At 64.0% G+C, this 445-nt stretch carries 1 pseudogene; it reads left to right on the top strand.

Annotated elements, in window-relative coordinates:
- Positions 1-39 precede the first annotated feature (39 nt).
- A pseudogene (locus CDV44_RS27440) lies at positions 40-445 on the top strand (helix-turn-helix domain-containing protein); the annotation flags it as partial.

The following is a 445-nucleotide window of genomic DNA, read 5'->3' on the forward strand; positions in this document are numbered from 1 at the left end:
CTATTTTACTGGAAATTAATTTCCAGTAGACTGGACACCATGGATATCAACGAACGCATCGCCCGCCGCGTGCGCGATCTGCGCAGCGAGCGCGGCTATTCCCTCGACACGCTGGCAGAGCGCAGCGGGGTAAGCCGCTCGAATATCTCGCTCATCGAGCGTGCGCAGACCAGCCCCACGGCCAACGTGCTCGACAAGCTTGCCACCGCGCTCGACGTCACGCTCGCGTCGTTGTTCGACGGGCGAGCGCAGGAAGACGCACCGCCCTCGCCTCTCGCCCGCCATGCCGACCAGCCGGTGTGGACGGACCCCGATTCGGGCTATGTGCGACGCAATCTTTCGCCGGCGCAACCGTCCCGCTGCAATTCGTAGAGGTGCAATTCCCGGCGGGTGAGCGTGTCGCCTACGACACCGGCGCGCGGGACAACGAAGTCTGGCAGCAGAT

The sequence above is a fragment of the Pandoraea sp. PE-S2R-1 genome (assembly GCF_002179865.1).
Classification (GTDB): Bacteria; Pseudomonadota; Gammaproteobacteria; order Burkholderiales; family Burkholderiaceae; genus Pandoraea.